The organism is Agrobacterium sp. CGMCC 11546 (assembly GCF_013365515.1).
GTDB lineage: Bacteria > Pseudomonadota > Alphaproteobacteria > Rhizobiales > Rhizobiaceae > Agrobacterium > Agrobacterium fabrum.
In genome coordinates this window covers 709,839-733,613 of the sequence record NZ_CP047388.1, presented here as the reverse complement: position 1 = coordinate 733,613, position 23,775 = coordinate 709,839, and the positions used below count along the sequence as shown (strand labels likewise).

Annotated in this window: 22 protein-coding genes; 15 read left to right on the top strand and 7 right to left on the bottom strand. The window is 59.6% G+C overall.

Going from position 1 to position 23,775, the window contains the following annotated elements:
• The first annotated feature begins 119 nt into the window (after positions 1-119).
• On the top strand, positions 120-1,820 hold the full coding sequence (rpsA, locus tag GSF67_RS18150) for a 30S ribosomal protein S1 (RefSeq protein WP_006313829.1): 1,701 nt from the start codon (positions 120-122) through the stop codon (positions 1,818-1,820).
• A gap of 99 nt (positions 1,821-1,919) precedes the next feature.
• On the opposite strand, the gene GSF67_RS18145 is transcribed toward rpsA, so the two are convergent.
• From GSF67_RS18145 to GSF67_RS18130, 4 genes are all read right to left on the bottom strand, one after another.
• Positions 1,920-3,461, bottom strand: coding sequence for a hypothetical protein (locus tag GSF67_RS18145; protein ID WP_006313831.1), 1,542 nt, complete (start codon positions 3,459-3,461; stop codon positions 1,920-1,922).
• Between the two features lie 259 nt (positions 3,462-3,720).
• Entirely contained in the window at positions 3,721-4,029 is a 309-nt protein-coding gene (locus tag GSF67_RS18140; RefSeq protein WP_006313835.1) for a hypothetical protein, read from the bottom strand.
• 47 nt (positions 4,030-4,076) lie between these two features.
• Positions 4,077-5,306 (bottom strand): hypothetical protein, encoded by a 1,230-nt coding sequence (locus GSF67_RS18135; RefSeq protein WP_006313836.1) that lies wholly within the window; start codon positions 5,304-5,306, stop codon positions 4,077-4,079.
• 84 nt (positions 5,307-5,390) lie between these two features.
• Positions 5,391-6,017, bottom strand: a complete 627-nt coding sequence (locus GSF67_RS18130; protein ID WP_006313837.1) for a ribonuclease D — start codon at positions 6,015-6,017, stop codon at positions 5,391-5,393.
• Between the two features lie 163 nt (positions 6,018-6,180).
• Between GSF67_RS18130 and GSF67_RS18125 the strand changes: the two genes are divergently transcribed.
• The 8 genes from GSF67_RS18125 (at position 6,181) to GSF67_RS18090 (ending at position 14,661) form a co-directional block, all read left to right on the top strand.
• Positions 6,181-6,795 carry a nucleoside 2-deoxyribosyltransferase gene (locus GSF67_RS18125; RefSeq protein ID WP_035215762.1) on the top strand — a complete coding sequence of 205 codons (615 nt, stop codon included), beginning with the start codon at positions 6,181-6,183 and terminating at the stop codon, positions 6,793-6,795.
• On the top strand, positions 6,792-7,541 hold the full coding sequence (locus GSF67_RS18120) for an SDR family oxidoreductase (protein WP_006313839.1): 750 nt from the start codon (positions 6,792-6,794) through the stop codon (positions 7,539-7,541). The genes GSF67_RS18125 and GSF67_RS18120 overlap by 4 nt, the downstream gene beginning before the upstream one ends.
• A 544-nt stretch (positions 7,542-8,085) precedes the next feature.
• Positions 8,086-9,273, top strand: a complete 1,188-nt coding sequence (locus GSF67_RS18115) for a Xaa-Pro peptidase family protein (RefSeq protein ID WP_006313841.1) — start codon at positions 8,086-8,088, stop codon at positions 9,271-9,273.
• Between the two features lie 117 nt (positions 9,274-9,390).
• Positions 9,391-10,995: an ABC transporter substrate-binding protein gene (locus GSF67_RS18110; RefSeq protein WP_006313842.1), complete on the top strand. Its 1,605-nt coding sequence runs from the start codon at positions 9,391-9,393 to the stop codon at positions 10,993-10,995.
• A gap of 62 nt (positions 10,996-11,057) precedes the next feature.
• Positions 11,058-12,065, top strand: a complete 1,008-nt coding sequence (locus GSF67_RS18105; protein WP_006313843.1) for an ABC transporter permease subunit — start codon at positions 11,058-11,060, stop codon at positions 12,063-12,065.
• Complete coding sequence (locus tag GSF67_RS18100) at positions 12,062-12,976, top strand: ABC transporter permease subunit (protein WP_006313844.1); 915 nt, start codon at positions 12,062-12,064, stop codon at positions 12,974-12,976. The genes GSF67_RS18105 and GSF67_RS18100 overlap by 4 nt, the downstream gene beginning before the upstream one ends.
• 3 nt (positions 12,977-12,979) lie before the next feature.
• Positions 12,980-13,819 (top strand): ABC transporter ATP-binding protein, encoded by an 840-nt coding sequence (locus GSF67_RS18095; protein WP_006313845.1) that lies wholly within the window; start codon positions 12,980-12,982, stop codon positions 13,817-13,819.
• Entirely contained in the window at positions 13,816-14,661 is an 846-nt protein-coding gene (locus GSF67_RS18090) for an ATP-binding cassette domain-containing protein (protein ID WP_006313846.1), read from the top strand. The genes GSF67_RS18095 and GSF67_RS18090 overlap by 4 nt, the downstream gene beginning before the upstream one ends.
• Before the next feature lie 62 nt (positions 14,662-14,723).
• Here the strand turns inward: GSF67_RS18090 and GSF67_RS18085 are convergent, their stop codons facing one another.
• Entirely contained in the window at positions 14,724-15,398 is a 675-nt protein-coding gene (locus GSF67_RS18085) for a GntR family transcriptional regulator (RefSeq protein WP_006313847.1), read from the bottom strand.
• Positions 15,399-15,626: 228 nt separating this feature from the next.
• Between GSF67_RS18085 and GSF67_RS18080 the strand changes: the two genes are divergently transcribed.
• Positions 15,627-16,745 carry a mandelate racemase/muconate lactonizing enzyme family protein gene (locus GSF67_RS18080; RefSeq protein ID WP_176072060.1) on the top strand — a complete coding sequence of 373 codons (1,119 nt, stop codon included), beginning with the start codon at positions 15,627-15,629 and terminating at the stop codon, positions 16,743-16,745.
• A gap of 51 nt (positions 16,746-16,796) precedes the next feature.
• Here GSF67_RS18080 and GSF67_RS18075 read toward each other — a convergent pair whose 3' ends face one another.
• The gene (locus GSF67_RS18075; protein ID WP_006313850.1) at positions 16,797-17,819 is read right to left on the bottom strand and encodes an LLM class flavin-dependent oxidoreductase; all 1,023 of its coding nucleotides are present in this window, start codon (positions 17,817-17,819) and stop codon (positions 16,797-16,799) included.
• A gap of 136 nt (positions 17,820-17,955) precedes the next feature.
• Positions 17,956-18,873 carry a LysR family transcriptional regulator gene (locus GSF67_RS18070; RefSeq protein WP_006313852.1) on the bottom strand — a complete coding sequence of 306 codons (918 nt, stop codon included), beginning with the start codon at positions 18,871-18,873 and terminating at the stop codon, positions 17,956-17,958.
• A gap of 213 nt (positions 18,874-19,086) precedes the next feature.
• On the opposite strand from GSF67_RS18070, the gene GSF67_RS18065 reads away from it, so the two are divergent.
• Genes GSF67_RS18065 through GSF67_RS18045 form a run of 5 tightly spaced genes read left to right on the top strand, consistent with a single transcriptional unit; the run spans position 19,087 to position 23,733 of the window.
• A complete protein-coding gene (locus GSF67_RS18065) occupies positions 19,087-20,295 on the top strand; it encodes an ABC transporter substrate-binding protein (RefSeq protein WP_006313854.1) in 1,209 nt (402 codons plus the stop codon).
• A gap of 29 nt (positions 20,296-20,324) precedes the next feature.
• On the top strand, positions 20,325-21,131 hold the full coding sequence (locus GSF67_RS18060; RefSeq protein WP_006313859.1) for an ABC transporter ATP-binding protein: 807 nt from the start codon (positions 20,325-20,327) through the stop codon (positions 21,129-21,131).
• Position 21,132: 1 nt separating this feature from the next.
• Positions 21,133-21,834 carry an ABC transporter ATP-binding protein gene (locus tag GSF67_RS18055; RefSeq protein ID WP_006313865.1) on the top strand — a complete coding sequence of 234 codons (702 nt, stop codon included), beginning with the start codon at positions 21,133-21,135 and terminating at the stop codon, positions 21,832-21,834.
• Between the two features lie 2 nt (positions 21,835-21,836).
• Positions 21,837-22,724, top strand: coding sequence for a branched-chain amino acid ABC transporter permease (locus GSF67_RS18050; RefSeq protein ID WP_006313872.1), 888 nt, complete (start codon positions 21,837-21,839; stop codon positions 22,722-22,724).
• Position 22,725: 1 nt separating this feature from the next.
• Positions 22,726-23,733, top strand: coding sequence for a branched-chain amino acid ABC transporter permease (locus GSF67_RS18045; protein WP_006313874.1), 1,008 nt, complete (start codon positions 22,726-22,728; stop codon positions 23,731-23,733).
• Positions 23,734-23,775: the final 42 nt, after the last annotated feature.

Here is a 23,775-nt window from a genome sequence, read left to right as displayed (position 1 = left end):
AAGACATGTCCTTGCGCCGGAAAGCCTTTTGAAAAAGGCGGGCATGGGTTCGGGTATCAACAACACTAGCCCACCGGCGCTTTGTATTCGCCCCCGCGCGGATGCATTCAGGAGATTTCATGTCAGTATCTACCCCCACGCGCGACGATTTCGCAGCGCTTCTCGAAGAATCCTTTGCCTCTAACGATCTTGCCGAAGGCTATGTTGCCAAGGGTATCGTCACGGCAATCGAGAAGGACGTCGCGATCGTTGACGTCGGTCTGAAGGTCGAAGGTCGCGTTCCGCTCAAGGAATTCGGCGCGAAGTCCAAGGACGGCACGCTGAAGGTCGGCGACGAAGTCGAAGTTTACGTCGAGCGCATCGAAAATGCTCTGGGCGAAGCCGTTCTGTCGCGCGAGAAGGCTCGTCGCGAAGAAAGCTGGGTCAAGCTCGAAGCCAAGTTCGAAGCTGGCGAGCGCGTTGAAGGCGTTATCTTCAACCAGGTCAAGGGTGGCTTCACCGTCGATCTGGACGGCGCTGTTGCCTTCCTTCCGCGTTCGCAGGTCGACATCCGTCCGATCCGCGACGTTACCCCGCTGATGCACAACCCGCAGCCCTTCGAAATCCTCAAGATGGACAAGCGTCGCGGCAACATCGTTGTTTCGCGTCGTACGGTTCTCGAAGAGTCGCGCGCCGAGCAGCGTTCTGAAATCGTTCAGAACCTCGAAGAAGGCCAGGTTGTTGACGGCGTCGTCAAGAACATCACCGACTACGGTGCGTTCGTTGACCTCGGCGGCATCGACGGCCTGCTGCACGTTACCGACATGGCATGGCGCCGCGTCAACCATCCTTCGGAAATCCTCAACATTGGCCAGCAGGTCAAGGTTCAGATCATCCGCATCAACCAGGAAACCCACCGTATCTCGCTCGGCATGAAGCAGCTCGAGTCCGATCCGTGGGATGGCATCTCCGCCAAGTACCCGGTTGGCAAGAAGATCTCCGGTACCGTCACGAACATCACCGACTACGGTGCATTCGTTGAGCTGGAGCCGGGCATCGAAGGCCTGATCCACATTTCCGAAATGTCCTGGACCAAGAAGAACGTCCATCCCGGCAAGATCCTGTCCACGAGCCAGGAAGTCGACGTTGTCGTTCTCGAAGTCGATCCGTCCAAGCGCCGTATCTCGCTCGGCCTCAAGCAGACGCTGGAAAACCCGTGGCAGGCATTTGCCTTCAGCCATCCGGCCGGCACTGAAGTCGAAGGCGAAGTCAAGAACAAGACCGAATTCGGCCTGTTCATTGGCCTCGAAGGCGATGTTGACGGCATGGTTCACCTGTCGGATCTCGACTGGAACCGTCCGGGCGAACAGGTCATCGAAGAGTTCAACAAGGGTGACGTGGTCAAGGCCGTCGTTCTCGATGTTGACGTCGAGAAGGAACGCATCTCGCTCGGCATCAAGCAGCTCGGCAAGGATGCTGTCGGCGAAGCCGCAACCTCCGGCGACCTGCGCAAGAACGCAGTCGTTTCGTGCGAAGTCATCGCCGTTAACGACGGTGGCGTGGAAGTGAAGCTCGTCAACCACGAGGACATCACCTCCTTCATCCGCCGCAACGACCTCGCACGCGATCGTGACGATCAGCGTCCGGAGCGTTTCGCAGTTGGCCAGGTTTTCGACGCCCGCGTCGTCAACTTCTCGAAGAAGGACCGCAAGGTCATGCTTTCGATCAAGGCTCTGGAAATCGCTGAAGAGAAGGAAGCCGTCGCACAGTTCGGTTCGTCCGACTCGGGCGCTTCGCTCGGCGACATCCTCGGCGCGGCTCTGAAGAACCGCGGCGAATAATCGCTTCGATCTTATGACATGAAGAACCCGCCGGAATTTTCCGGCGGGTTTTTTATTGCTCGCATGTTGAGCAGGTGAGCGGGAACAGCTGCACTCTTCTCAGAGCATGCCGCTCATCCTGAGATAATAATTCTCCGCACTGTCGTCGGAAGCCGCTGCGGGCGCGCTTTCCTGCTCGTCGATCGCGTCATTGGCGGCGATGCATTCTTCCGTTTCCCCCTGATCATCGGAATTGTCAGCGCCGGCCTCGGCCTCGCCTTCTGCTTCATCCTCGGAAAATGGACCGCCGCCGCGGGGTGGTGTTTCCGATTCATGATCTTCATCTGCCGGCGGATAAGCAACGAGCGGTAATGGCGTGCCGTCCTTTACGAGGGCAGCGGCGATCAGGGATTGCGAGGCCGATTGCTCCAGCATGGCCATTTTCGCTTCCGGATCCAATGTGCCGCGGGGCAACGGCTGGGCATCGGGGCGAGCGGTCATGGTCTCGGTTTCGTCGCCCGAAGGGCGGGCATTGGCCGTGGCGAAGGCGGCTTTTTCGGCGGGTTGGTCTTCGAGAGGCTGCGCCGGAACGCCCTGTGGCGTGATCGGAAGCTGCTGTGTTGCGTTCGCTCTGGCGGGAAGTTTGCCGGTCGTGGCGGTCGGCAGAAGATTGGCGACAGTCTCGCCGTCGCCTTCCGCCTGGCCGGCGATGGACGGCAAGACCGGGCGGGCTTCCTTTTGCTCAATCTTCATCATCTCGCGATGCGGAAGGGCAGGGCGTGTCTCGCTGATCTCCCCGCGTGGTAGATTGGCCGGGCGTGGCTCTGCCGGGATTTCCTTGGGCGCGCTGTCCGTTTGCGGCGGAAGCGGACGCAGGGTGTTTTCCGTTTTTGCGCCGGGTTTCGTCGCATCGCCGGGCAATTCGGCTGTGTCGGCAGGCGGGGCGGCAAGAGGGACGCGCGCATCCGGCGGTGCGGTCAGCGCCGTCACCGTGGCCTTCACTGCTGCGCCGCTAAAGGCAAGCGGGCCGATGAGCAGGGGCAGCAGCCGGCTCGCTATCGCGGAACTCGCCGGCTGTGCCGTCGCCACCGGGTTTTGTCGGCTTTCTGCATTCTGGCTCGGAGCGTTCGGCTGTTTCGGCTGGACGGGCTGTGCAGGAGCGGGATTGTTCTGCTGATAGGAAGACACGACCGCCTTGGTCGCGAGATCCATTCCCCTGTAGCGAGAAAGCTCGATCAGTAGCGCCAGGCGGGCGGCATCCGGCCCGGTCGGCTGTTTCAGGATTTCGGCGAGCATCGCAAGGGTCAGGCCCTGCAAGGCTTTTCCGACCTGCTGTTCCAGCGCCATACGCTGGGCAGCGGGCAGGGTGCGCAGGGCCTCCGTCAGCCGCGTCACATAGGTCTCGATGGCTTCGCCATCCCGCCGGGGCAGGTTCATCAGCTTGCCCAGCGCTTCCGCCAGAACTGCCGTGCTGCGGGAAAGCTGGAATTCGCTGGTAAGGGAGGCGATTGCGGCGCGGGCGAAAAGGCTGCTGCTATTTTCAGGGACAGGATTGCTCGTCTGCGGCGGCACGGCATCCTTCACCTGTGCACGCGGCGTCAGCGGTAAGTTCGTGCCATAGGCGGCATCGGCAGCCGCAATTTTCTGTACAGGCGGTAACATGCTGCGCTCCGTTCCTATCGGTGACCGCGGCTGGCTGCGAAAGGACCAATCCCCATTGGCTCTCTGATCCGCATCTGGCTTGAATGTTGAAAAATCGCCGCGCCGGTGATGTACAGGTGTCATCTCGCCCGCTCATGCGGGAGCGCCATATACGCCTCGGCCGTTATCCCGGTTTCTGCGCATATAGAATCATCTGGTTCAATCTTGGCTTGCAGATATTAAGATTTGGCTAACCAACGCATTGCGCGCGACGGCGCGCTCAGGGCGAGATACCGATGAACATGCGATAAAGGCCATTATCGTCGGAGTTGACAGAGGAAATATGGTCGGGGTCGCTGGTTGCATCCTCAAAAGCCTCGGGCGGCATGGCGTCGAGCCAGCTTGCTTTGGGAAGGCGTCGTTCCAGTTGCATCTCCGCGGGCGCGATGAGCTGGTCCTCGTCACCGGCCGCGGCAAAGGCCGCGTCATCGGGAACGAGTGGCGGGGCGGCCATCGACAGCAGTGCCTGCGCTGCATCGGGCTCGTTGTCGTAAACGACGCTGCCGGATAGGCCGGAAATATTGGTCATGTCTGAACTCACATCATGTTTCGCTCAAGTGACGTCGCAAGCGGCAATCATGCCGCCTTTTTCTTCAGCAGTTCGTAAAGGCCATTATCGTCGATCGAGATCGGCAGAATCGCAGTGCGGGCGTCTTTGACGAGCCCCTGCGCATCGAGCAGTTTTTTGGCCTCGTTTTCCGCATCGGCGGGATTGGCGGCCGCCTCTGTGTTTGCGGGGTCATTTTCGTTTTCAGCCGGGGCGGCGTCTTCCTTCGGTGTCGCCGCAAGCACGGAGATCAGGGCGGTTTCCGGTGAAATATCGACCGGCTTCTGTGTGTCGGCACCTCCGGTCTTGTCGTTCTTGGAAGCATCGATATGCTCCTTCACGACGTCCTGAAGTTTCTGCACGTCTTCAAGCTTGCCCTGCACATCGAGGGCCTTGATATCTTTTTCGCGCTCGGCCTTCACTTCGGCATCGTTGATTTCGCCGATGCGTTCTTCACCACGCTCGGCCTGCAACTCTTCCTTGGTCTTCGGGTCCGCGACGTCTTCGAGGCGCTGGATGATTTTCAGGGTTTCCCGCGTCATGAAGCGGGTGCCCTGCGCCTGATCGTTCAGGGCATCCTTCACGGCGCGCGCCTCGTCGCCATAGGGGTTGGCGATGGCGGCGATCATCTGCCGGGCGGAGATGCCGAGTTGTTTGAGGCCGGTGGATTCTTCGAGATCGCTGACATTTTTCGGCAAGGTCGCGCGCATCGCCATGATGGCTTTCGACATCTGCTCGCCAAAATCCTCTTCCTTGCCCGTCAGGCCGGCACCCTTTGCGATACGAGCGGCGAGGGCGGCCATGGGATCGGTCTTGGCGGTGACGCCGTTGTTCAGCACATCCGTGACCTGCGTTTCCGAAACGCCGAAGGAGGTCAGGGAAATCGTCGTGGCTTTTCCCTGCGCATCGGTCTTTTCGAAATTGTCGGTGAGGGTCAGCGCATCCTGAAGCCGCCGGGCGAAGGAGAAACTCGACTCGTCGGCTTCCTGCGTGACGCCGAGAGCGGAGGAAAAGCGCGAGACGAGGGAGGCGAAAGCATCAGCATCCGGCTTCATGATGCCGAACAGGTAGGAACTTATCTTTTGATTGGCGACGCGATGGCTTTCGTCCGGTTGCGGCTGGGTTTTGACCGCATCGTCCTTTTTGGTGCCGTTCGCCTTTTCACGCTCTTCGCGCTGGCGGTCCTCGATGGCTTCCACCATCGACCGCATGATGTCGTTGACTGCAATGCCCGCCGTCTGCTGTAGCGGAGTGATCATCCTTTAAAGTCCCCGGCCGTCCAAAGTTGCGGCCGAGAATAGGCAATTTCGGTAAATCAGTGCTTAAGCCAAGTGCAGCTGCGCTCAGCTATGGGCGAAAATATCCGTCTCGTCCCAGCCGAGAAGATCAAGCTTCGCACGGGTCGGCAAAAAGGCGAAACAGGCGTCGGCATGCTCGATGCGGCCATCGCGGATAAGGCGCGCCGTCAGCTTGTCGCGCAGGGCATGCAGATAAAGCACGTCGGAAGCGGCATATTCGAGCTGTGCGGGTGACAGCGTCTCGGCCGCCCAGTCGGAGGATTGCTGCGCCTTGGAAATATCGACTTCCAGCATTTCCTTGAGATTGTCCTTCAGCCCATGCCGATCTGTGTAGGTGCGGCAGAGGCGCGAGGCGATCTTGGTGCAGAAGACCGGCGTGGTCGTCACACCGAAGGTGTGGAAGAGAACGGCGATATCGAAACGGCCATAGTGAAAAATCTTCTGGCGGGCGGGATCGGCCAGCATGTGGACGAGGTTCGGCGCTTGCCTCTGGCCGGCGGCGATGCGGATAACATCCGCCGTGCCGTCGCCGGACGAAAGCTGCACGACGCAGAGACGGTCGCGGCGCGGCACCAGCCCCAGCGTTTCCGTATCAATGGCGATGGCGCCCTTGTAGCGCGCGGCATCTTCGGCGGAAATATCGCCTTCGTGATAACGGATGATGGCTGCCATGTCTTGCTCCGGAAATTTCCTGTCTGTGGCACCGGCTATAAAGGAAAGAGCGTCTGGGCGATACCGCTTTATGGACCGTTTCCGTGCTGCTGCGGCTTGCCTTTGCGAAACACCCCGGGTTAGTTTCGGATCATCCTTTCCTGACAGATCGCATGAATTCCCGATGACAAAGAAAATCTATCTCGCCGGCCCGGAAGTCTTTCTCCCGAATGCGCGTGAAATGCTCGACCTCAAGGCGTCGCTGGCGCGGGAGGCAGGCTTTATCCCGCTTTCCCCGGGTGACCTGCAGATTCCGCCGGCGGATACGCGGATCGGCCATGGCTGCAACATCAATGAAGTCGATGAGCGGATGATGCTGGAGGCGGATGCGGTGATTGCCAATCTCACCCCTTTCCGCGGCATCGCCGCCGATACCGGCACGAGCTACGAACTGGGCTTCATGTCCGCGCTGGGCAAGCCGGTTTTCGCCTATACCAATGTCGCCGCCAATCATTTCACCCGCATCAAGGCGCATTATAGCGACGTTGTGGCGCTGGATGAAACGGGCCGGTATCGTGGACCGGACGGGCTGTCGATCGAGAATTTCGACATGGTCGACAATCTCATGCTGCATGGCGGGATAGTGCGGCGCGGCGGTGTGATCATCGTTGGCGATGCGCCGGAAGAGGCGCTTTATACGGATCTGGCCGCCTATAAACGTTGTCTCGCGGCGGCGGCTGAAAAATTACTGACACAGACTGACCCTGAAAAAACTGATATAGTGGAGGCATCATCATGAGCGGCACCATCCTCATCACCGGCGCGACGTCCGGTTTCGGGCAGGCCACGGCACGGCGTTTCGCCAAAGAAGGCTGGAAGGTCATCGGCACGGGCCGGCGGGCGGAACGGCTGGAGGCGCTTGCGGCTGAACTCGGCCTGGCCTTTCATGGTATCGCCTTCGACATTACCGACGAGGATGCGACCGAAAAGGCGCTGGCGACTTTGCCCGCTGATTTCAGGGATATCGACATTCTCGTCAACAATGCCGGTCTGGCACTTGGCACCGCGCCCGCTCAGCAGGTGGCGCTGAAGGACTGGCAGACCATGGTGGATACCAACATCACCGGTCTCCTGAACATCACCCATCATCTTCTGCCGACGCTGATCCAACAGAAGGGCATCGTCGTCAACCTCTCGTCGGTGGCCGCCCATTACCCCTATTTGGGTGGCAACGTGTATGGTGGTACCAAAGCCTTCCTGCGGCAGTTCTCGCTCGGTCTTCGCTCCGACCTGCACGGCAAGGGTGTCAGGGTGACCTCGATCGAACCCGGCATGTGCGAAACGGAATTCACGCTGGTGCGCACCGGCGGCAATCAGGAAGCTTCGGATAATCTCTACAAGGGCGTCAATCCGATTACGGCCGACGATATCGCCAATACGATCTACTGGGTTGCCTCGCAGCCGAAGCATATCAACATCAACAGCCTTGAACTGATGCCCGTCAACCAGTCCTTCGCCGGTTTCCAAGTCTATCGGGAAAGCTGATTTCTCAACGATTTCTGTGGGAGTGCTAAAAAACAAAGCAGGAATTTTCGAGCTATGCAAAAATGCAATGCTGCATTGCGAGACTTGCTCTGGAAAAAATCGCTGAGACCGCTATATTCAAATCATCGAAGCGACGCACTCCTCCTCCCAGTGTCGCTCGATGTGGATCGGTGGTACTCCTCCTCCCAATCACCGATCAAGTTTGAAGCCTGCCGCACCTCCTCCCGCGGCAGGCTTTTTCCTTTTCTGGGCATCTTTTTCTTCTGGTGTTTTTGCGGCGTCCCGGCTCTGTTCGGGATGTGGGGCATATTACCCTTGGATTTCCGGGGGAATTTCATATTTCGGCGTCAAGGCAAGCTGCGCGGGAATCCGGCGTGCGTCGATCACGATTTCGTTATGTCTAGATGAATATGCGCAGTTTTATGGCGCTGCACCCTGCCAGCCCATTGCTTAGGCCCATGCCTGTGTTTAAGCATGTGGAAAAGAACGCTTGGGAGGCTGCCGGCACGCTTGTGTCCGTGAGCCCGAAAGCGGCGGGGAGAGAATGGCAGAGTTTCAAGAGGCGCTGAAGCGATTTCAGCCGATCGCGGTTTCATCGATCGCTGAAGACGAGTTCAGGTTGCGACTACGCGGCCTTCAGGCGCGGATGATCCAGCAAAATGTGAAGGCGGTCTGGCTCGATGCATCGTCGTCGCTGACCTATTATACCGGCCTGTCGCTTGGCCTTTCCGAGCGTATCCATGGTGCTCTTATTCCAGCCGAGGGTGCGCCGCTTTATATCAGCCCGACCTTTGAAGAGCCGAAACTGCAGACACTCATCCGCATTGCGGGTGACGTTGCCGTCTGGGAAGAGGATGAAAGTCCCTTCGACCTGATGGCAAGCCGCATTGGCGCACTTTCCTGTCCCGGTCATTTTGTCGCCATCGATCCCGCAACCCCCTTTGTCTTCGCATCCGCCCTGATGCAGCGCCTGGAAGGCCGGATCATTTCCGCCCAGCCGATGATCGTCGCCCAGCGACAGGTCAAGTCCGCGGCCGAGATCGCGCTCATCCAGACGGCGATGGATGCGAGCTACGGCGTGCAAAAGGCCGTCTTCGAAGGGCTGCGTCCGGGGATCTCGACCACCGAAGTCGCCGATTTCGTCAACGCCGCCCATATTGCGCTCGGCCTGAAGCCGCTTTTCGTGGCGGTGCAGTTCGGCGAGGCGACGGCCTATCCGCATGGCGTGCCCTATGCGCAGACGCTTGTCGAAGGTGATATGGTGCTGGTCGATCTCGGCGCCATTCTTCACGGCTATCGTTCCGATATCACCCGCACCTATGTCTTCGGCACGCCGACCGAGCGCCAGCGTTTTCTCTGGAATGCCGAACGCGACGCGCAGGCTGCGGCCTTTGCGGCCGCCACACTGGGTGCCGCCTGCCAGGATGTCGACAAGGCGGCGCGCGACAGCCTGAAAGCGGCCGGTTTCGGCCCGGATTATCAGGTTCCCGGCCTGCCGCACCGCACCGGCCACGGGCTTGGGCTGGATATTCACGAAGAACCCTATATCGTTGCAGGAAATGCCACGGCGCTTGAGCCGGGCATGTGTTTTTCCATCGAGCCGATGTTGTGCGTTTATGGCGAGTGCGGCGTCCGTCTCGAGGATATTGCTTACATGACGGAGGCGGGGCCACGCTGGTTCTGCCCACCGGAAACGAACCTCGACCGGCTGTTTCAGCCGGTCGCCGGGTAATTGGTCGGAAGGCGAAAGACCGAACGGCGACACGGGTTTCCGCGTCGTCGCTGACCAGAAGAGGTAGGCCCCCAACGGGGCCGCAGGAACTTAGAAAAAGAGGGAAAGGACCACCAGATGAAAACGCTGACCCGCAGTTTGCTTATCGCCTCTGCGCTTGCCATGGCTTCCGCCATGCCAGCCATGGCAAAGACCTTCGTTTATTGCTCCGAGGCATCGCCGGAAGGCTTCGATCCGTCGCCTTATACCGCAGGCGGCACCTTCGACGCTTCCGCGCATCCGGTCTACAACCGTCTGACCGAGTTCAAGAAGGGCACGACCGAGGTCGAGCCGGGCCTTGCCGAAAAATGGGACGTTTCGAGCGATGGTCTGGAATACACCTTCCACCTGCGCAAGGGTGTGAAGTTCCACTCCAACGACAAGTTCACGCCGAGCCGCGATTTCAACGCCGATGACGTGATCTTCAGCTACAACCGTCAGGGTGATACCAAGAACCCGTGGAACCAGTATATCGCAGGCATCACCTACGAATATTACAACTCCATGGAAATGCCGTCGCTGATCAAGGAAATCGTCAAGGTTGACGATTACACCGTCAAGTTCGTGCTGACCCGCCCGGAAGCGCCGTTCCTCGCCAACATCGCCATGCCTTTCGCATCGATCGTCTCGAAGGAATATGCCGATACGCTTGAGAAGGCCGGCACCAAGGAAGACTTCAACAACCTGCCGATAGGCACCGGTCCGTTCAAGTTCGTCGCCTATCAGAAGGACGCGGTCATCCGCTACCAGAAGAATGCCGACTACTGGGGTGATGCACCGAAGATCGACGATCTGATTTTCGCGATCACGCCTGACGCGGCCGTTCGCCTGCAGAAGCTGAAGGCCGGCGAATGCCACCTGATGCCTTACCCGGCCCCTGCTGACCTTTCCACGATCCGCGCCGACAAGAACCTCAAGCTCGACGAGCAGCCGGGTCTGAACGTCGCCTACTTCGCCTACAACACGACCGTCGCGCCTTTCGACAAGCCGGAAGTGCGCAAGGCGCTGAACATGGCGATGAACAAGCAGGCGATCATCGACGCCGTGTTCCAGGGCGCTGGCACGGTTGCCAAGAACCCGATCCCGCCGACCATGTGGTCCTATAACGACAGCATCAAGGACGACGCATACGATCCGGAAGCGGCCAAGAAGGCTCTCGAAGCTGCTGGCGTCAAGGATCTGACGATGAAGATCTGGGCGATGCCGGTTCAGCGTCCCTACATGCCGAATGCCCGCCGCACCGCCGAGCTGATCCAGTCGGATTTCGCAAAGGTTGGCGTCAAGGCCGAGATCGTCTCCTTCGAATGGGGTGAATACCTCAAGAAGTCGACCGAAGTGAACCGCGACGGTGCCGTCATTCTCGGCTGGACCGGCGACAACGGTGACCCTGACAACTTCATGGGCGTTCTGCTCTCCTGCGCCGCAACCGGCGAAGGCGGTGCAAACCGTGCGCAATGGTGCAACAAGGAGTTCTCCGAACTTCTTTCCAAGGCAAAGCAGACCACTGATGTCGCCGAGCGCACCAAGCTTTATGAGCAGGCGCAGGTGATCTTCAAGGAACAGGCTCCGTGGGCGACGCTTGCGCACTCCACGCAGTTCGTTCCGATGTCCGCCAAGGTTTCCGGCTTCACCATGAGCCCGCTTGGCGACTTCACCTTCGAAAACGTCGATATCGCTGAGTAATCCCAAACAACTGGACGCGCGGAAGAACCCTGTTCTTCCGCGCGTCTTTTCAGGAAAAAACCATGATCCGGTTCATTTTCGGCAAACTTCTCTATCTCGTTCCGACATTCCTCGGGATCACCATCGTCGCCTTTGCCTTCGTGCGCGTCCTGCCGGGAGATCCCGTGCTGCTGATGGCGGGCGAACGTGGCATATCGCCTGAGCGGCATGCGCAGCTTGCCGAACAGCTCGGCTTCGCCCAGCCGATCTGGCAGCAATATCTTCATTTTCTCGGACGGCTGCTTCAGGGCGACCTCGGCAATTCGCTGGTCACCAAGAAACCCGTTCTGACCGAGTTCCTGGCGCTCTTCCCCGCGACGGTCGAGCTTGGCCTTGTCGCCATCATCATCGCCACCGTAATCGGCGTGCCGGTCGGCGTCATCGCCGCCATTCGTCGTGGTTCCTGGTTCGACCAGATTTCCATGACGACGGCGCTTGTCGGTTTCTCCATGCCGATCTTCTGGTGGGGGCTGCTGCTCATCATCATGTTCTCCGGCATCCTGCAATGGACACCGGTGTCGGGCCGTATTTCGCTGATGTATTTCTTCCCCTCCGTCACCGGTTTCATGCTGATCGACAGCCTGATTTCAGGACAGAAGGGCGCTTTCGCGTCTGCCCTGTCGCATCTCATCCTGCCCTCGGTGGTGCTTGCCACCATTCCCTTGGCGGTGATCGCGCGCCAGACGCGCTCGGCGATGCTGGAAGTCCTGGGTGAGGATTATGTTCGCACGGCACGGGCAAAGGGCATGTCGGCCTCCCGCGTCGTCGGCATTCATGCGTTGCGCAACGCCATGATCCCGGTCATCACCACCATCGGCCTGCAGATCGGCGTGCTGATGGCTGGCGCCATTCTGACCGAAACCATCTTTTCCTGGCCGGGCATCGGCAAGTGGATGATCGATTCCATCTCGCGCCGCGACTATCCCGTCGTGCAGAGCGGCCTGCTTCTGATCGCGGGTCTGGTGATGATCGTCAACCTGCTTGTCGATCTGACCTATGGCCTCATCAATCCGAGGATCCGTCACAAATGACCGATGTGATCACCACCCCCGGCGTCCGCCTTTCGGACGCTGCCATCCGCCGCCGGATGATCGCCGATTTCTGGTTCTATTTCCGCCAGAACCGCGGTGCCGTCATCGGCCTTGCCGTTTTCATTCTGCTGGTGCTGGTGGCGGTTTTTGCGCCGCTGATCGCGCCGCATGATCCAACCCAGCAATATCGCGATGCGCTGCTCGTGCCGCCGGTCTGGCAGGAAGGTGGCCGTGCGGGCTTCTTCTTCGGCACCGACGCCGTCGGTCGCGACATGCTGTCCCGGCTGATTTATGGTGCGCAGTATTCGCTGTTCATCGGCGTCGTCGTCGTTTCCATCGCCCTTGTTGGCGGCATCGTCATCGGTCTCGTCGCCGGCTTTTTCGGCGGCTGGGTGGATACCGTCATCATGCGCGTGATGGACGTCATCCTGGCGTTTCCGTCGCTGCTGCTCGCTCTGGTGCTGGTTGCGATCTTGGGTCCCGGATTGACCAACGCCATGATCGCCATCGCCATCGTCTATCAGCCGCATTTTGCGCGCCTGACGCGCGCCGCTGTCATGAGCGAGTTGCGACGTGAATATGTCACCGCTGCCCGCGTGGCCGGTGCCGGCAATCTGCGGCTGATGTTCAAGACGATCCTGCCGAACTGCCTTGCGCCGCTGATCGTTCAGGCGACGCTGTCCTTCTCGTCCGCCGTTCTCGATGCTGCGGCGCTCGGCTTCCTCGGCATGGGTGCACAGCCGCCCGCCTCCGAATGGGGCACGATGCTCGCCGAAGCGCGGGAGTTCATCCTGCGTGCCTGGTGGGTCGTGACCCTTCCCGGCCTGACGATCCTGATCTCGGTGCTGGCCATCAACCTGATGGGTGACGGCCTGCGTGATGCGCTCGATCCCAAACTGAAGCGGAGCTGAGCAATGAGCCTGCTGAAAATCAAGAACCTCACCGTCAAATTCGCCACGGCCACCGGTGCCTTCACGGCTGTCGACGGCATCGATGTTTCCGTCGACAAGCACGAGGTACTGGCCATCGTTGGTGAGTCCGGTTCCGGCAAGTCGGTATCGATGCTCGCCGTCATGGGGCTTCTGCCCGATACGGCGACGATTACCGCCGATGAGATGACCTTCGACGGCAAGAACCTTTTGAACATGTCGTCGCAGGAGCGCCGCAGGGTGATCGGCCGGGAGATCACCATGATCTTCCAGGAACCCGTCGCCTCGCTCAACCCGTCCTTCACGGTCGGTTTCCAGATCGAGGAAGTTCTGCGCCTCAATCTCGGCATGAGCGGTGCTGCCGCGCGTGCGCGTGCTCTGGAACTCTTCCAGGCCGTCGGCATTCCCGAGCCGGAAACGAAGCTCAAGGCCTATCCGCACCAGATGTCGGGCGGCCAGTGCCAGCGTGTGATGATCGCCATCGCGATTGCCTCCAAACCGCGCCTTTTGATCGCCGACGAGCCGACGACCGCGCTCGACGTGACGATCCAGAAGCAGATCCTCGACCTGTTGATGAAGTTGCAGGAAGAATATGGCATGGCGCTGATCCTCATCACCCATGACATGGGTGTAGTGGCGGAAACCGCCGACCGCGTCGTCGTGCAATATAAGGGCCGCAAGATGGAGGAGGCGGACGTCTTGAGCCTCTTCGAAGCCCCGCAGCATCCCTATACCAAGGCACTGCTTTCGGCCCTGCCGGAAAATGCCACCGGCGACCGTCTGCCCACGGTCTCCGATTTCTTCGGCAAGGAGGGCGTTCGATGAGTATCGTTGTCGAAGGCAAGGGTATTACCCGCCATTATCACGTTCCGGGCGGCCTGTTCGGCGGTGCAAAAACCGTCCAGGCGCTGAAGGGCATCGATTTTGCCGTCGAACGCGGCAAGACGCTGGCCATTGTCGGCGAATCCGGTTCGGGCAAGTCGACGCTTGCCCGTATCATCGCGCTGATCGACCCGGCATCGGGCGGTGAGCTCAAGATCGACGGCAAGCCAGTCGATATCTCCAGGCGTCGGCCGGACACGCAGATGCGCTCCAAGGTGCAGATGGTGTTCCAGAACCCCTATGGCAGTCTCAACCCGCGCCAGAAAGTGGGCGACGTGCTGATGGAACCGCTCATCATCAACACGAAAATACCGGCTGCCGAGCGCCGCGAGCGGGCTGAGGCCATGCTGGTCAAGGTCGGTCTCGGCCCTGAGCATTTCAACCGCTATCCGCACATGTTCTCGGGCGGTCAGCGCCAGCGCATCGCCATTGCGCGTGCGCTGATGCTGAATCCGGCGCTGCTGGTTCTGGATGAGCCGGTCTCGGCACTCGATCTTTCGGTGCAGGCGCAGGTCTTGAACCTGTTGCGCGATCTTCAGGAAGAATTCAAGCTGACCTATGTTTTCGTCAGCCACGATCTTTCCGTGGTCCGCTATATCGCCGACGACGTGCTGGTCATCTCCAAGGGCGAGGCCGTGGAGCAGGGCTCGCGCGAGGAACTTTTCGCCGATCCGAAGCATCCTTATACGCGCCAGCTTTTTGCCGCGACACCGATCACGGATGTCGACGCCATCCGCGCCCGCGTGGAGCGCCGCAAGGCGGCACGGCAGGCCGCGACGGCCTGAGGTCGATGGGTGGAACGATCAACAGTCGAAAGGGCCGGATTTCCGGCCTTTTCTTTTTCGGCTCAGCCAACGGCCTCTTTCAGCAAACGCACTTGCCGCAACGTGTTCTGCCGGCTGCGTTCCAGATGCCGCCATAGTGCATCGACGATCTGGACCTTGCTGCGGGCGGCGATGGCGTCGGCGATATTCTGGTGTTCTTCGACAGAGCGGGCGTAATCGCCGAGGATCGACACGAACACTGTGTGGGTCTGGTCGAGAATACGCTCATGCGTGCCGGAAATGACCGGAATGCGGGCGGCGGAAACGAGCGCTGCATGGAAGCTGCGATCGAAAAAAAGCGCTCTCGACAATTCATCGAGTGTTGAGCCCTTGGCGAATGCGCGATGTTGAGCAAGGCTTTCCACCAGTTGCGCATGCAGGGCGTCGTTTAATTGCCCGGCATCGAAAGCCACTTCCACCGCACCTTTTTCGAGCAGCATTCTGGCGGCGTAGAGCTCCTCCACATCCTCCACGGTAAAATCACGCACCACCATGCCGCGCCTTGAGGAATTGACCACCAGGCCATCGGCCTCGAGCTTCAGGCAGGCTTCCTTGACGGGCGTGGGGCTGATGCCAAGATCGGCGGCAAGCTCATTCGGCAGCAGGCGTTCGCCGCCGCGCAATCTGCCGCTGACGATGCGGGCGCGTAGTTCCCGATGCGCCTGATCGGCGAGTGTGACTTTGACCAGCGTGTTCATGACGGCATCATCCCCCAGCTTCGCGGGACAGGCAATGGCTGAATATTAAAAATAAAAAATTTTTTATTTTACAAAAGCCGTTTTTGCGTTAGCTCTATCCCCATTGGATACCAACCGTCGGAGGAGGGCGGGGGGGTCGCTTCACCAAAACCGTCACCGCGTCCGTGGATCGCGGAAGCGTGTCTATTTCTCCTCGCAAGCCGTTCAAGCAACGAGGAATGACCGATCATGAAAATAGCTGCTGTCGAACCTTTTATCCTGCATCTGCCGCTGACATCGGAGTCCATTTCCGATTCCACCCACAGCATCACCCATTGGGGCGTTGTCGGTGCGAAAATCACGACGAGCGACGGGATCGAGGGGTATGGTTTCACCGGCACCCACGCGCATCTGCCGTCCGACAGGCTGATCACATCCTGCATCAGCGATTGTTATGCGCCCCTTCTGCTGGACGAGGATGCATCCGACCATTCAAGGCTCTGGACGAAACTAGGCCGTTATCCCTCTCTGCAATGGGTCGGCCGGGCTGGGATCACCCATCTGGCGCTCGCCGCGATCGACGTGGCGCTGTGGGATATCAAGGCAAAAAAGGCCGGCGTGCCGCTCTGGCACTATCTCGGCGGCGCCCGCACGGCAGGGGTGGAGGCCTATAATACCGATATCGGCTGGCTTTCCTTCTCGCTGGAAGACTTGCTGGCGGGCAGCGCCAGGGCGGTGGAGGAAGACGGTTTCACGCGCCTGAAAATCAAGGTCGGGCATGACGATCCGAACATCGATATTGCCCGCCTTACCGCCGTTCGCAAACGTGTCGGTTCCGCTGTTCGTATCGCCATTGATGGCAACGGCAAGTGGGACCTGCCAACCTGCCAGCGTTTCTGCGCGGCAGCGAAAGATTTGGATATCTACTGGTTTGAGGAACCGCTCTGGTATGACGACGTCACCAGCCATGCCCGGCTGGCGCGCAACACCTCCATTCCGATTGCGCTGGGGGAGCAGCTTTATACGGTGGATGCGTTCCGTTCCTTCATCGATGCCGGCGCGGTTGCCTATGTCCAGCCTGACGTGACGCGGCTTGGCGGCATCACCGAATATATCCAGGTCGCCGACCTCGCACTCGCCCACCGCCTGCCCGTCGTGCCGCATGCGGGTGAGATGAGCCAGGTGCATGTGCATCTGAGCTACTGGCACCCCGCATCGACCATCCTCGAATATATTCCGTGGATCAAGGATCATTTCGAAGAGCCGATCCATGTGCGTGACGGTGTCTACAAACGGCCGGAGCAGCCGGGCGCGAGCACCACGCCGCTGGCTGAAAGCTTCACCCGTTATGGCAAGGCGGTGAAATAAAAAAAGGCGGCGCAGAGAATGCGCCGCCTTACTCATTTCGAGAACTAGCCGTTATCGCCAGCCGAGAGCCGGCGCTACCTGCTTCAGGATCGTCTCGATCACATGGGCGTTGTAATCGACGCCCAGCTGGTTCGGCACGGTCAGGAGCAGCGTGTCGGCCTCGGCGATCGCTTCGTCCGCCTTCAACTGTTCGATCAGCTTTTCGGGTTCGGCGGCATAACTGCGTCCGAAGATCGCGCGCGTCTTGTCGTCGATGTAACCAATCTTGTCGTCACCTTCATTGCCGTAACCGAAATAGGACCGGTCACGATCATTAACGAGCGCGAAGATGCTGCGGCTGACAGATACACGCGGCTCACGTGTATGACCGGCTTCTTTCCAGGCTTCCCGGAAGGTGCGGATCTGCTGCGCCTGCTGAACATGGAAAGGCTCACCCGTTTCGTCTGTCTTCAGGGTGGAGCTTTGCAGGTTCATGCCAAGCTTTGCCGCCCAGACTGCCGTCGCATTCGAACTTGAGCCCCACCAGATGCGCTCGCGCAGCCCTTCGGAATGGGGTTCCAGACGCAAAAGGCCGGGCGGGTTCGGGAACATCGGCCGTGGGTTCGGCTCAGCGAAGCCTTCACCCTTCAGAAGCTCGAGGAACACCTCGGTATGCTGCCGCGCCATGTCCTCTTCGCTCTCACCTTCGGCCGGGCGATAACCGAAATAACGCCAGCCATCGATCACCTGCTCCGGCGAACCGCGGCTGATGCCGAGTTGCAGGCGCCCGCCGGCGATGAGGTCTGCCGAGCCGGCATCCTCCACCATGTAGAACGGGTTTTCATAACGCATGTCGATGACGCCGGTGCCGATCTCGATCTTCTTCGTGCGGGCGCCGACGGCGGCCAGAAGCGGGAAGGGCGAGGCCAGCTGGCGGGCAAAATGGTGCACGCGGAAATAGGCGCCATCAGCCCCCAGTTCTTCCGCAGCCACGGCGAGGTCGATCGATTGCAGCAGCGTGTCGGCCGCGGAGCGGGTTTGCGACTGGGGCGACGGCGTCCAGTGGCCGAAGGATAGAAATCCGATCTTTTTCATGATGACCTTCCAGATGTCGGAGGATGCCGGTTTTCACAAACCGGCTTCGTTGTTGTCTGTCATATAAGCAGGGCCGGATTTCCTCCAACCGGTCATCCGGAGACACGGTGTCGCCGAAATGTGAACGATGGCCGTTTCAGGTGATCGACTTGCGATCGAGAATGAAGAGATTTTCATGCGCACGCGCGGTGGTGAGAATGAAATCCATCAGCGAGCGCACACGCGGCACGTTGGCAAAATCTTGATGGCTGGTCAGCCAGTAACCGCGCCGCAGCTCGACATCGCCTGGTAGCACCATCTGCAAATCCGGAAAGCGCGCGGCGATGAAGTTCGGCAGGATGCAGAGGCCACGGCCACTCAGCGTGGCGGTCAGCTGCGCGAAAATGCTCGAGGACTGGAAGTTGGGGCGCAGGCCGGGCCACACGTCGCGCATATAATCGAGGCCGGGCGAGAAGATCAGGTCCTGCACGTAACCGATGAAGAAATGATTCGGCAGATCCTCGCGCCGGGTGATTTTCGGGTGGCCAGCAAGATAGGAGCGCGAGGCATAGATATGCAGCGTGTAATCGATGATCTGTTCGTTGATGTATGGACCCGCTTTCGGCGGATCGAGTGTGACCGCCACATCCGCCTCTTTCCGGGACAAAGCCATGATCTGCTGGATCGTCACCATTTCCACCATGATGTGGGGATGGGTTGCGGCGAAGTCCTTCAGCCTTTCCACGAAGAAAAAATTGGAAAAACCTTCAGGAGCGCTCAGGCGCACCACGCCGCGCAGCAGGCTGCCGCTTTCGGAAATATCCGATTGCAGCCGTTCCGCCTCCGCCTCGATGCGCTCGACGGTATCCACCAGCCGCCGTCCCACTGTCGTTAGTTCGTAACCGCGCGGATTTCGCTCGAACAGCTTGGTTTTAAGCGAGAATTCCAGCCGGTCGATATGGCGGGAGACGGTGGCGTGACTGGTGCGCAGGCTGCGGGCGGCCGATGAGAGCTGTCCGGTGCGGGCCACCGCCAGAAAATATTGCAGGTCGTCCCAGGTGAAAGGGGTGGCCATTTCCGTCTCCCGTCAAGAGTTCTGTTCAAAAATGAACAGTTCCTGTTCGTAATTTGATAATGCCCGGCTCTTGTGTCAACGGCCGAATTCGAGAAGTCTAGGCTGAGGATGCATCGCTTTGAGGAGGGCGGTGCGGCCATTCGGGTGCAACGGTTTCGGTTCACCGCTGCACAGACAATCTGAGGCTCGCAATCATCTCTGGGAGGAGAAGTCATGCGCAAGAGTATCGTTTTATCCACGGCCATGGCACTGGCCGCCGGCACTGCCGCTTATGCGGCCGAGATTTCCGACGGTAAGGTCAAGATCGGCATCCTGAACGACCAGTCGGGCGTCTACGCCAACTTCGGCGGCAAATACTCTTATGAAGCCGCGAAGATGGCGGTCGAGGATTTCGGCGGCAAGGTGCTGGGTGCGCCGGTTGAGGTCGTCACCGCCGACCACCAGAACAAGGCGGATGTGGCCTCCAACATTGCCCGGCAATGGTACGATACCGAGCAGGTCGATTCGATCATGGAATTGACCTCGTCGTCGGTGGGTCTTGCCGTACAGGCGCTCTCGAAAGACAAGAAGAAGATTACCATCAACACCGGTGCGGCAACCACCGAACTGACCGGCAAGCAGTGCAGCCCCTATGGTTTCCACTGGGCCTATGACACCTATTCGCTGGCGGTCGGCACCGGCGGCGCGCTCGTCAAGCAGGGCGGTGACAGCTGGTTCTTCCTCACCGCAGACTACGCTTTTGGTTATTCGCTGGAAGAAAACACCAGCAATTTCGTCAAGGCCAATGGTGGTAAGGTGCTCGGCTCGGTGCGCCATCCTCTGGCGACGACGGATTATTCTTCGTTCCTGCTGCAGGCGCAGTCCTCGGGTGCGAAGGTTATCGGCCTCGCAAATGCCGGTCTCGATACCTCCAACGCCATCAAGCAGGCGTCCGAATTCGGCATCGTCGCCGGCGGCCAGCGGCTTGCTGCGCTCCTCTTCACGCTTGCGGAAGTGCATGGCCTCGGTCTTGAGGCGGCTCAAGGGTTGACGCTGACGGAAGGATTTTATTGGGACCGCGACGATGAATCGCGCAAATTCGGTGAGCGCTTCAAGGAACGCACCGGCGCCATGCCCAACATGATCCATACCGGTACCTATTCCGCCGTGCTGCATTATCTGAAGGCCATCGAAAAGGCCGGCACTGACGATGCCGATGCCGTCGCCAAGGCCATGAAGGAAATGCCTGTTAACGACGTCTTCGCCAAGGACGGCCATGTGGCCGCCAACGGCCGCATGATCCATGACATGTATCTCATGGAAGTGAAGAAGCCGGATGAGAGCAAGCAGCCCTGGGATTATTACAAGGTGCTCGCCACCATCCCCGGCAAGGAAGCCTTCATGGACCCCACAAAAAGTGGTTGCCCGCTGGTGACGCAATAAAAGACTGACGTAAAAAAGGGGAAAGTTTCATGATGATCGCTCCCGCCCCCGCCGGGCAGGCCGACCCCCCTGCCGGGCAGGCCAAACCTCGTGTCGTTCTTTCGGCGCGTGGTCTCACCAAAACCTTCGGCGCATTCGCGGCCGTGAAAAACGTCGATCTCGACGTGCATCATGCCCGCGTGCATGCGCTGATCGGTCCGAACGGCGCCGGCAAGACGACGGTCTTTAATCTGTTGACCAAGTTTCTCCAGCCGACGGGCGGGGCGATCACCTTCATGGGAACGGATATAACAAAGACGCCACCGGACAAGGTGGCGCGTCTCGGTCTCGTGCGTTCTTTTCAGATATCGGCGGTGTTTCCGCATCTGACGGTTCTGGAAAACGTGCGGGTGGCGTTGCAGCGGCCCAATAGCCTTGCAACGCAATTCTGGCTGCCGCTCTCCTCGCTCGACAGGCTGAACGCCCGCGCCGAGGAACTGATCGCCATGGTCGGCCTGATGAGGGAAAAAAACGCGCTTGCGGCCGATCTGTCTTACGGTCGCAAGCGGGTTCTCGAAATCGCCACCACGCTGGCGCTCGATCCGAAGGTTCTGCTGCTGGACGAGCCGATGGCCGGCATGGGTGGGGAAGATGTCTCCCATGTCGCCGAGCTCATCCGCGAGGTGGCAAAGACACGCGCGGTGCTGATGGTCGAACATAATCTGAAGGTCGTGGCCGATATCTGCCATCAGGTCACGGTTCTGCAGCGCGGCGAAATTCTGGCGGAGGGCGATTATGCCGCCGTTTCCGCCGATCCGCGCGTGCGCACGGCCTATATGGGCACGGAGGAGGCTTGATATGGCGGCAATGCTGGAAGTCTCCAACCTGAAATCCTGGTATGGCGAAAGCCAGGCGCTGCACGGCGTCGATCTAACGGTCGGCGAGGGTGAAACAATCACCATTCTCGGCCGCAATGGCGTGGGCAAGACCACGACGCTGCGCACCATCATGGGCATCATCCGCAACCGCAAGGGCGTCATCAAGCTTGGTGGCAAAGATATGATGCCGGTGCCGCTGCATCGCACGGCAAAATACGGCATTGGTTTCGTGCCGGAAGAGCGCGGCATCTTCGCGACGCTGAGTGTCGAGGAAAATCTGATGCTGCCGCCCGTGGTCGCCTCCGGCGGCATGACGCTTGATGAAATCTATGAATTGTTCCCCAACCTCCATGAGCGCCGCACCAGCCCCGGCACCAAGCTTTCCGGCGGCGAGCAGCAGATGCTGGCCATGGCGCGCATCCTGCGCACCGGGGTGAAGGTGCTGCTGCTCGATGAACCGACCGAGGGGCTTGCGCCCGTCATCGTCCAACGCATCGGCGAAGTGCTGCAAAAACTGAAGAGCCGCGGCATGACCGTGGTTCTGGTAGAGCAGAATTTCCGGTTTGCCAGCCGTATCGCTGATCGCTTCTACCTGATGGATCATGGCCAGATGGTCAGCAATTTTCCGGTGGGCGAGCTTTCGGCCCGCATGGGCGAACTCAATAAAGTGCTGGGGGTTTAACGATGACGATGATCTTCGGCATTCCAATTCAGGCCCTGCTCGGGCAATTGTTGATCGGCCTTATCAACGGCTCGTTTTATGCGCTGCTATCGCTTGGCCTTGCCGTCATTTTCGGCCTGCTGCGCGTCATCAATTTTGCCCATGGGGCGCAATATATGCTCGGGGCTTTTGTCGCCTTCCTCGGCCTGCAATATTTCGGCATCAATTTCTGGATGGCGCTCATCGTGACGCCGCTCGTCGTCGCGCTTTTCGGCGCGATCGTCGAACGTTTCATGCTGTCGCGGCTGTATGATCTTGACCCGCTTTACGGGCTGCTCTTCACCTTCGGTCTGGCGCTGGTGGTGGAAGGCACGTTCCGCTGGCTTTATGGTGCGGCGGGCCAGCCCTATTCGGTGCCGCGTGAGCTTGCCGGCGGCACCAATCTCGGCTTCATGTTCCTGCCAAATTATCGCGCCTTCGTTGTCGTCATTTCGCTGGTCGCCTGCATCGCCACCTGGGCGCTGATCGAAAAGACGCGGCTCGGCTCCTATCTGCGGGCGGCGACGGAAAATCCGACGCTGGTGCAGGCTTTCGGCATCAACGTGCCGGTGCTGCTGACGCTGACTTATGCGCTGGGTGCCGGCCTTGCCGGGTTCACCGGCGTGCTGGCCGCACCCATCTATCAGGTCTCGCCGCTGATGGGCACCAACCTCATCATCGTCGTCTTCGCTGTGGTCGTCGTTGGCGGCATGGGGTCGATCATGGGCGCCATCGTCACCGGTTACATGCTGGGCATCGCCGAAGGCCTGACCAAGGTGTTTTACCCTGAGGCCTCCAATATCGTCATCTTCGTCATCATGGCCTTTGTGCTGCTCATCCGCCCCGCCGGACTTTTCGGAAAGGACGCCTGATATGTCCAAAGCCACCCATAGCCCCACCGCCGGAGCGATGCCGCAGACGGAAGTTTCGACGACTGCCGGCACCATCAAGACCGTGCTCATTCTGGCGGGGCTTGCCGTCCTCATCGCCGCGCCGATGTTCGTCTATCCGATCTTTCTGATGAAGCTTCTGTGCTTTGCCCTGTTTGCCTGCGCCTTCAATCTGCTGATCGGTTACACCGGGCTGCTGTCCTTCGGCCATGCGGCATTTTTCGGCGGTGCTGCCTATTTTACCGCCTATTCGGTGAAGGAATGGGGCGTGACGCCGGAGATAGGTCTCATCATCGGCATGGCGGGTGCGGCGCTTCTTGGCCTCGTGATCGGCTTTTTCGCCATTCGCCGGCAGGGCATCTATTTCGCGATGATCACGCTTGCCTTGTCGCAGATGTTTTATTTTTTCTGCCTTCAGGCGCCGTTTACCCATGGCGAGGACGGCCTGCAGGGCGTGCCGCGCGGCCATCTCTTCGGCCTTCTCGACCTTAATGCGCCGCTCAACATCTATTATACGGTGCTGGCCGCCTTCGTGCTCGCACTTTTGGTCATCTGGCGTTTCGTCAATTCGCCCTTCGGCATGATCCTGAAATCCATCCGTGAAAACGAGCAGCGCGCCATTTCGCTCGGCTACAGCGTGCAGCGCTACAAGCTCGGTGCTTTCGTCATGTCGGCGGCGCTGGCCGGTCTTGCAGGGGGCCTGAAGGCGCTGGTCTTCCAGTTCGCGACGCTGACGGATGTGACCTGGCAGATGTCTGGCGAAGTCATTCTGATGACGTTGCTCGGCGGTATCGGCACCATGATTGGCCCGATTTTCGGCGCGGGCCTCGTGGTCACCTTGCAGAACTATCTTGCGACATCGGATTTCCCGGTCACCATCATTACCGGCCTTGTATTCATGGCCTGCGTCCTGGTGTTCCGGCGCGGTCTGATCGGCGAGTTTTACGCGTCGCGGCTTGGGAGAAAACTCGGCTTCCAGCACCGCGGCTAGATATTTTTGAAAACACTTGAAAAGCCTCCTCCGCGTCCGGGA

Bases quoted from the DNA above. Each gene is read 5' to 3' on its own strand.
- GSF67_RS18120 (WP_006313839.1), top strand. From the start codon at position 6,792: ATGAGCGGCACCATCCTCATCACCGGCGCGACGTCCGGTTTCGGGCAG.
- GSF67_RS18045 (WP_006313874.1), top strand. From the start codon at position 22,726: ATGTCCAAAGCCACCCATAGCCCCACCGCCGGAGCGATGCCGCAGACG.
- GSF67_RS18085 (WP_006313847.1), bottom strand. From the start codon at position 15,398: ATGAACACGCTGGTCAAAGTCACACTCGCCGATCAGGCGCATCGGGAA.
- GSF67_RS18070 (WP_006313852.1), bottom strand. From the start codon at position 18,873: ATGGCCACCCCTTTCACCTGGGACGACCTGCAATATTTTCTGGCGGTG.
- GSF67_RS18145 (WP_006313831.1), bottom strand. From the start codon at position 3,461: ATGTTACCGCCTGTACAGAAAATTGCGGCTGCCGATGCCGCCTATGGC.
- GSF67_RS18065 (WP_006313854.1), top strand. From the start codon at position 19,087: ATGCGCAAGAGTATCGTTTTATCCACGGCCATGGCACTGGCCGCCGGC.
- GSF67_RS18095 (WP_006313845.1), top strand. From the start codon at position 12,980: ATGAGCCTGCTGAAAATCAAGAACCTCACCGTCAAATTCGCCACGGCC.
- GSF67_RS18060 (WP_006313859.1), top strand. From the start codon at position 20,325: ATGATGATCGCTCCCGCCCCCGCCGGGCAGGCCGACCCCCCTGCCGGG.
- rpsA (WP_006313829.1), top strand. From the start codon at position 120: ATGTCAGTATCTACCCCCACGCGCGACGATTTCGCAGCGCTTCTCGAA.
- GSF67_RS18105 (WP_006313843.1), top strand. From the start codon at position 11,058: ATGATCCGGTTCATTTTCGGCAAACTTCTCTATCTCGTTCCGACATTC.
- GSF67_RS18115 (WP_006313841.1), top strand. From the start codon at position 8,086: ATGGCAGAGTTTCAAGAGGCGCTGAAGCGATTTCAGCCGATCGCGGTT.
- GSF67_RS18050 (WP_006313872.1), top strand. From the start codon at position 21,837: ATGACGATGATCTTCGGCATTCCAATTCAGGCCCTGCTCGGGCAATTG.
- GSF67_RS18125 (WP_035215762.1), top strand. From the start codon at position 6,181: ATGACAAAGAAAATCTATCTCGCCGGCCCGGAAGTCTTTCTCCCGAAT.
- GSF67_RS18075 (WP_006313850.1), bottom strand. From the start codon at position 17,819: ATGAAAAAGATCGGATTTCTATCCTTCGGCCACTGGACGCCGTCGCCC.
- GSF67_RS18055 (WP_006313865.1), top strand. From the start codon at position 21,133: ATGGCGGCAATGCTGGAAGTCTCCAACCTGAAATCCTGGTATGGCGAA.
- GSF67_RS18140 (WP_006313835.1), bottom strand. From the start codon at position 4,029: ATGACCAATATTTCCGGCCTATCCGGCAGCGTCGTTTACGACAACGAG.
- GSF67_RS18100 (WP_006313844.1), top strand. From the start codon at position 12,062: ATGACCGATGTGATCACCACCCCCGGCGTCCGCCTTTCGGACGCTGCC.
- GSF67_RS18135 (WP_006313836.1), bottom strand. From the start codon at position 5,306: ATGATCACTCCGCTACAGCAGACGGCGGGCATTGCAGTCAACGACATC.
- GSF67_RS18080 (WP_176072060.1), top strand. From the start codon at position 15,627: ATGAAAATAGCTGCTGTCGAACCTTTTATCCTGCATCTGCCGCTGACA.
- GSF67_RS18090 (WP_006313846.1), top strand. From the start codon at position 13,816: ATGAGTATCGTTGTCGAAGGCAAGGGTATTACCCGCCATTATCACGTT.
- GSF67_RS18110 (WP_006313842.1), top strand. From the start codon at position 9,391: ATGAAAACGCTGACCCGCAGTTTGCTTATCGCCTCTGCGCTTGCCATG.
- GSF67_RS18130 (WP_006313837.1), bottom strand. From the start codon at position 6,017: ATGGCAGCCATCATCCGTTATCACGAAGGCGATATTTCCGCCGAAGAT.